This window comes from Flavobacterium sp. (assembly GCF_024642105.1).
Classification (GTDB): domain Bacteria; phylum Bacteroidota; class Bacteroidia; order Flavobacteriales; family Flavobacteriaceae; genus Flavobacterium.
The window spans coordinates 1-6,358 of the sequence record NZ_JAHEBT010000030.1 but is presented as its reverse complement, the minus strand read 5'-3'; the positions used below and the strand labels follow the sequence as shown (position 1 = coordinate 6,358).

Genomic DNA, 6,358 nt, shown 5'->3' with positions numbered 1-6,358 from the left:
ACTACAGGCGATGATTATGTGTATGATGCCAATGGTAATATGACCGTGGATAAAAACAAGAACATCTCCAGTATTGTGTACAACCACTTGAACTTGCCTACAAAAATTGTTTTTCCAACTGGAAATATTGTGTATATTTACAATGCTAGTGGGCAAAAGATACAGAAAGTAGTAACAGAGAATACAACAGTAACCACTACTGATTATTTTGTTGGAGGCTATCAGTATAAAAATGCAGTGTTGCAGTATTTTCCAACGACAGAGGGGTATGTGAAAAATACTCCTGTTAGTGGGGCTAATACTTACAGTTATGTGTTTAATTACACGGACCATTTAGGGAATACTCGATTGAGTTATACTAAAGACGCTACAACAGGTTCATTGAAAATTCTTGAGGAAAGTAACTATTATCCCTTTGGGATGAAGCATAATGGGTATAATCCTATTTCTCCAATTCCTGAAAATAGAAGACTTTTTAATGGAAAGGAACTGCAAGAAGAGTTAGGATTGAACCAATATGATTATGGCTCACGTATGTATGACCCTGCAAGAGCTGGTTGGAGTACTATTGACCCACTTACAGAGAAAATGCGAAGATGGTCTCCATACAATTATTGTTTTAATAATCCAATGCGTTTTACTGACCCTGATGGAATGGCTCCTAATGATTGGGTTTTAGGAAGTGATGGACAATGGTCTTGGAGAAGTGATATTAACTCAAAAGCGCAAGCAAAAGCGGCAGGTTATAGTGATTATTCAGATGGAAAATCAAATAATACATACTCGCAAGGAGGAAACACCATAACATTAAAAGAAAATGCAAAATGGGTAAGTAGTAGTGATGGTAAGGAAAGAACGGCTGCTGACCAAGCTAATCCAACTGCTATTGCAGAGGCTAAAGTTAGTGGAGAAATAACAACAGTAGTAGGTTCAACTCCTGAATATGAGTTTAGTGCAGATGTTCTTGGGCAAGATTTAAAAAATGCTGGAGAGTTTCTTTCAAAAAGTAGTACATATGCTGAAGGTGCTGGTATTCTTGTTACTGGTTCAAGCTGTCTTTTTGGTCCAGAAATGATACCACTAGGTGTAGCAATATTTGATTTTGGTGCTGGTATGGGTACGGCAGGATCTGGATCTAATGCAGTCGGTAATGGATTGCAAGGACAATATAAAAATGCAGCTGTTGATTTAGCAACTATGGGGATATCAAGTGCAGGTGAAAAGGCAATTGATGCTGCAGGCGGTAGTGCAGCCTTTAAACAAGCAGGTAAGATGATTAATGAAAAAGCTGTTGAAACGACTAAAAAATTAATTATAACTGAAAAGAAAGAGTAAATATATTATTATGGAAATATTAAAAACTTTAGGAATAGGTGTTTTAGCAATTATATTTGGAATTATAATGATTTGGTTCACATATAAGACTAGAGAAAACACACAATTAATTAGTACAAATATAAAAGGTTATAGCGCTGGTATATTATCTATTTTTATTGGAATATTGTATATGCTACGTGAATTACATATTTTCAATTGGTAGCATTCATAAAACAATTTAAATTATAAAAAATTAATCTAATTTATTTTTTAAAACATTCAAATCATCCGATTTTAAATATTTATACAAAATATTTTTTTCGGATGATTTTTTAATTTGTCGGTATATATATTGTGAAGGATTTGCATAATCCATTTCTTTTTTATAATCTTCTAATTTCACAATGATAATACTTATAAATTGTTCTCCATCATTAGGTATTATATCCATTTTCGGAGGTTCATTGTTGGCTTTCTCTTTTATCAGTTTTTGTGATTTTATAAAATTATTAATCTCTTGGTTAAATGATTTAATATCTACTTTGTTATTGATTAGTTTATTATCTATAATAATATTTCCATTTTGATTAATTAATACAACTTTTTGTTTTTCTTCACCTTTTTCATTCTTCACTAATTTAAAGATGATTACTTTATATAATTGAGTATCGTCAATTTGTTGAATTGGTTTAAAAGAACTCAATACAATTAAACACGTAAATAGAAATAAAATTTTAGTTTTCATAGGTCTTTTAAATTTTTAAAATGAATTGAAGCTAACAAATGCAGTATAAAATTACAAAATTTGAAGTTATTAAAAACAAAAATTAATTAAAAACAACTTTAAAAAGAGCAACTACGGTTGCTTTTTTTGTGCTGAAAAATAGAAGATGTATTCTAGCCCCGATAGTAGCGGCATCCTTTTTATTTTTTTTCTTTAAAAAATAAAAAGATATAGCGAATAGCGGGAGATAACGAGTTAAAAAAGATAAAAAGTGTGCTACTAAAAAACAACCCTAATGCCTTGCAACAAGGCACTGACCCTGCGGATTTGTTTGGTTTTAAAATTAATTACAATACCGTGCAAGGCAATACCGCTGTGGCAAACCAACTTTATAATGGCAACATAGCCGAGACGTTTTGGAGCACAGCTACCGATGGAGGTTTTGTGAGGAACTACGGTTACAAATACGATAATTTGAATCGTTTGAAAGACGCCACTTATCAAAAATCGAGTGTGGTAACCCGTATGTATGATGAAAACCTGACCTATGACAAGAACGGTAACATCTTGACTTTAAAACGCAACGGTGATAACGATACTCAAGCAGGTACCATTGGGATAGATAATCTTACTTATACTTATGCCACAAACTCTAATAAATTAATGCGAGTAACAGAAGCCCAGCCTACTGCAACAAGTGGATTTAAGGACGGAAACACTACAGGTGATGATTATGTATATGATGCCAATGGTAATATGACCGTGGATAAAAACAAGAACATCTCTAGTATTGTGTACAACCACTTGAACCTGCCTACAAAAATTGTTTTTCCAACAGGAAATATTATGTATATTTACAATGCGGCGGGGCAAAAGGTACAAAAAGTAGTAACGGAGAATACAACGGTAACTACAACTGATTATTTAGGAGGCTATCAGTATAAAAATGCAGTGTTGCAATATTTTCCAACGACAGAAGGGTATGTGAAAAATACTCCTGTTAGTGGGGCTAATACTTACAGCTATGTGTACAATTACACTGACCATTTAGGGAATACTCGATTGAGTTATACTAAAGACGCAACAACAGGTTCATTGAAAATTCTTGAGGAAAGTAATTATTATCCTTTTGGGCTCATGCACAAAGGCTATAATAATTTAGTTTCTACCAATAATCCTGCAGATAAATTGCTCTTCAATGGAAAAGAATTACAAGATGAGTTGAATTTGAATGCTTACGATTTTGGGGCTAGAATGTACGACCCTTCTTATGTTAGAACACTAACACAAGACCCATTAGCCGAGAAGTTTTGTTCGTATTCTTCGTATTCATTTTTGAATAATAATCCGATAAGTTACATTGACCCTAGCGGGATGGAAGCTTACAAATCGCAAGTGGATAGAAGTTCTGAAATGAGTAATTCTGAATGGAACTCCAATAGAAGAGCCGATATGGACAGGCAAGCTGGAGGAGATGGAATGGATATTGCAAATCCTGATGGATACGTTAAAAAACGTTCAACAGCCACTGCTTCGGATGCTCGAGAGGAAGGAGCAGCTGATGAAGATGGTAATCCTACTGACCCACCTAAAAAGAAAGGAAAGTCTAAATCTTCGGGTATTGAGAATCAGACAAAAATGAATTTTGAAATTGTTAATTTATATTTATCCATCACAGAATTTATTGCAGAATTACAGACCTGGGCAGTAGGAGGTAAATTAATTGAAGGGGCTTCTGTTGTTAGTAATGAAGCCGCTAAGGGCGGAACTACTGGGTTTAGGTATATGACAGAGGGCGAATTAAAAGTTATACAGCAAAAAGGGTTATTGAGAGGAGGCAGAGCAGGAGAAACCTTCTTTACAAAAGACCTATACAAATCAGCAACTAGTGCACAAAATAGATTAGCGTTACCAAGTGCCCCCACAATTCGTGTCGAATTCCAAATCTTGAATAATCCTACGCTATTGAGGAATGGAACAAAAGTTCTGCCTGCAAACGGAATGATGGGTAAAGGAGCAGAGTTTATGACTGTAGACCCTGTAAGAGTGAGATTGATTAATTGGCAACCTTTAAGATAAAACATGATGGAAGAAGAAAAATATTTTATTACCGTTAGCGAACCTTGGGACTTTGAAAGTTCAGACGGACAGAATATAATCAAAGGAAGTATTCTGAGTATAAAAAGTTCTAAATGCATAGTATTTAGGAGCAACAATTATTTACAGTTTGATGATGTTAAAGGCAATATTTTGATATTAACTCAAAGGCATTATGGATATGATTTTTCTAATTTTAAGAACGAAATAATAGCCTTTAATGGAGGTGTTCTACTTGGGGAATATAATGAAGAATTAAGCGAAAGCCAATTGCGAGAGAAGACAAAGTTTGTAATTATAGGTAGTATAAGAAAAGGGTAATGTATCAATATTAGTGATGGCTTAAAATAATCAAGCCATTATTTTGATACATTACCACATTACCGGTTAATCCCCCAAATCTACCGCTTTACTGTTTGTGTATTTTTCTAGTTTTGAGATTATTTCTTTTTTAAATCTTTCTTGTATCCTAGTTTCTTCTTCATTGCTAAAATCTTCTTGTTTTAGCCACTTCATTTTTTTGTCTTCAAAAACAGAACGAATTGCAATATCTATATGAGTTGTATCCTTAAAGGTTTGTTCGTCTCCAACAAATGAAATGTAATACATTTCTTCTGGTGATTGGCTAAAATAAAAAGTCTTTGCATCTAAAGAATTTGCTCCCCAATACTGCCAATTATTAAATTCTAGATATTTATTTGGAATTTTATAATTAGGATAATTAAAGTACAAACTATCAAATGCAACCTCTAGTTTTTTCTTTGAAACAGGAAAACTGACAGTATTGAACCCTCCTAAAGTCCCATCACAGCTTGTTAAAGTAAACAAAACAAATAAAAAGTATATTTTTATCTTATTATTTATTGACATAATTTATTTTTTTATCGATTTATAAGTTTCTTTAAAGGCATCTGTGACAGTAAAGTATTGGACTTTAAATGAAGCAAAAAATCCCAATCCCAGACCTAAAGTGCCTGCCGTTACTCTTGTTCTCATACTATAAGCAGGAGACAAAGCAATAGCTAATTCCTGTGTTACGAACTTATAATCAGCAGGAATTGCACTTTTAGCTGTGAACAATCCTTCTGCACCTCTAATTTTTAAATCATTATAAGCTAAATCGTGTGTAATAGCAGGGAACTCTTCAGGTCTTGTGGGAATATATGAATAATCATCTCTTTCTGCATAAGTTTGAGGATTCCACGGACCAGGATAGGTTAGCCAAAAAATATTATGACTTACTGTTCTAGGGTCTAAAGAATTAGGCGTTAAACTTTTTTGAACACCGTGATAAAAATTTTGAAAAGACTTATCCGCATATCCATTTTTAAAATCTTCTCCTTTTCGTTTAGTTCCAACAATAGTAAGTTCATCTGCCAATGTAGAACCATCACTTAATTTTCCATGTCCTCCTGCTGAAATCTCACCTTCAATAAATGAACCCATTTGTTCTTTACTTGGGTTGTTATTTAAAGCATTATTTTCAACACCCAAATATGACATAAAACGTTTTATATCTTCTGCCTTGTTTGTTGTATAACCTCCTGTAGTTGTTTCCCATAAACCGCTTGGGTCTATAAATATGAGAGGGTTATTAAAACAATAACGGTTTGGTGTGATGTCATAGGCTAATTCTGCCAACATATCAATATTGGGCATTCTGCCAATATCGGGCATATATTGCCTAAATCCGAAGTCGTAAGTGTTAAGCCCCAACTCTTCTTGCAACTCCTTACCATTAAAAAGTCTTCTGTTTTCAGGAATTGGAGAAATAGGGTTATACCCATTATGCTTCAATCCAAAAGGATAGTAGTTACTTTCTTCAAGAATTTTCAATGAACCTGTTAATGCGTCTTTAGTGTAACTCAATCGAGTATTCCCTAAATGGTCCGTGTAATTAAACACATAACTGTACGAGTTAGTTCCACTCACAGGGGTGTTTTTTACATAGCCTTCCGCCGTTGGAAAAAACTGCAAACTTGTGTTACTATATTGATATCCTCCTAAATAGTCAGTAGTAACAACACTAGCAGGTGTTGTACTTGTAACTACCTTTTGTACCTTTTGCCCACTAGCGTTGTAAATATACACAATATTTCCAGTTGGGAAGACAATTTTTGTAGGCAAGTTCAAGTGGTTGTACACAATACTGGAGATATTCTTGTTTTTATCCACGGTCATATTACCATTGGCATCATATACATAATCATCACCTGTAGT

Annotated in this window: 6 protein-coding genes; 3 read left to right on the top strand and 3 right to left on the bottom strand. The window is 33.8% G+C overall.

Features of this window, described 5'->3' with window-relative positions; genetic code table 11:
* On the top strand, positions 1-1,335 hold a 1,335-nt coding region (locus tag Q0L65_RS05035), incomplete at its 5' end, for an RHS repeat-associated core domain-containing protein (protein ID WP_296684156.1).
* A 235-nt stretch (positions 1,336-1,570) separates the two neighbouring features.
* Here the strand turns inward: Q0L65_RS05035 and Q0L65_RS05030 are convergent.
* A complete protein-coding gene (locus tag Q0L65_RS05030) occupies positions 1,571-2,062 on the bottom strand; it encodes a hypothetical protein (protein ID WP_296684154.1) in 492 nt (163 codons plus the stop codon).
* Positions 2,063-2,314: 252 nt separating this feature from the next.
* Here Q0L65_RS05030 and Q0L65_RS05025 point away from each other — a divergent pair, with 252 nt between their 5' ends.
* Positions 2,315-4,120, top strand: coding sequence for an RHS repeat-associated core domain-containing protein (locus Q0L65_RS05025; protein ID WP_296684153.1), 1,806 nt, complete (start codon positions 2,315-2,317; stop codon positions 4,118-4,120).
* Positions 4,121-4,123: 3 nt separating this feature from the next.
* Positions 4,124-4,459: a hypothetical protein gene (locus Q0L65_RS05020; RefSeq protein ID WP_296684151.1), complete on the top strand. Its 336-nt coding sequence runs from the start codon at positions 4,124-4,126 to the stop codon at positions 4,457-4,459.
* A 66-nt stretch (positions 4,460-4,525) separates the two neighbouring features.
* Here Q0L65_RS05020 and Q0L65_RS05015 read toward each other — a convergent pair whose 3' ends face one another.
* The gene (locus Q0L65_RS05015; RefSeq protein ID WP_296684150.1) at positions 4,526-5,008 is read right to left on the bottom strand and encodes a hypothetical protein; all 483 of its coding nucleotides are present in this window, start codon (positions 5,006-5,008) and stop codon (positions 4,526-4,528) included.
* A 3-nt stretch (positions 5,009-5,011) separates the two neighbouring features.
* On the bottom strand, positions 5,012-6,358 hold a 1,347-nt coding region (locus Q0L65_RS05010; protein ID WP_296684148.1), incomplete at its 5' end, for an RHS repeat-associated core domain-containing protein.

Excerpts from the sequence above, each read along its gene's own strand:
- Q0L65_RS05030 (WP_296684154.1), bottom strand. The coding sequence starts at position 2,062 with ATGAAAACTAAAATTTTATTTCTATTTACGTGTTTAATTGTATTGAGT.
- Q0L65_RS05020 (WP_296684151.1), top strand. The coding sequence starts at position 4,124 with ATGATGGAAGAAGAAAAATATTTTATTACCGTTAGCGAACCTTGGGAC.
- Q0L65_RS05015 (WP_296684150.1), bottom strand. The coding sequence starts at position 5,008 with ATGTCAATAAATAATAAGATAAAAATATACTTTTTATTTGTTTTGTTT.